We start from the raw sequence: 703 nt of genomic DNA, 5'->3' as shown, positions 1-703 counted from the left end.
GCGCTAAGTACCTCTGCCACATTTTCAACTGAGATTTTTGTATCAGGTTTCATAAACAAAGGGTATTGCGTCATGCGACTTTGTTGATGCAGCGAAGGTGTCAGTATTTTTTGGCCTAACCATTCACGATCGATATTATACTCATCACCAATAACTCCGAATGCTTTTGCAAAATTGAAAGATTTTTCATCTGCGTTATCAAGCAGTTTGTTTTGTTCTACAAACTCGAATATGTCTTTTGAATGCAGTACCTCTTTGTTTGCCAAGTTCACACCATGTACACGTAAGCCATTTGCAATCATGGCGTAACTGTCATCTGGCACTTTTACAGCAATCCAATGGTGACCTGAACCAATTTCAAATAACCACGCCTCATTGGTGTCTGCAATATAGAGACTGTTTCCTTCACCAGCACCATAGGTTTCGATGTAATGACCGAGTAACTCTACGGCTTGTTTTGCGTTTTCTGCCTGAGGAAGGATTAACGTAGGTATAATGGCTTCGATTACGCCATTGTCGATTAAAGGATCTACCTTGGCGACTTTGTCGTTTATTTCTGCGCTGGTTGTTGCTGAAATGGCAACGTTGTGTTCATTAATCCCACGTTCTTCATAAAACTTTCCGTCGCGATTAACGGTATCCGCATCCCAGTCTGGTATCGCAGAGTAAGCAAAGAAGTGCTTTGGCATCGGAACAATTAACC

General features: G+C 41.7%; 1 protein-coding gene. It reads right to left on the bottom strand.

Annotated features, from left to right (window positions below; translation table 11 throughout):
- A partial coding sequence (locus tag AB4653_RS29000) for a C69 family dipeptidase (protein WP_372106091.1) occupies window positions 1-703 on the bottom strand: 703 nt, incomplete at both ends.

Source organism: Vibrio sp. 10N.222.48.A3, assembly GCF_041475345.1.
Lineage (GTDB): Bacteria > Pseudomonadota > Gammaproteobacteria > Enterobacterales > Vibrionaceae > Vibrio > Vibrio tasmaniensis_A.
This window is presented reverse-complemented; position numbering and strand designations above follow the sequence as displayed.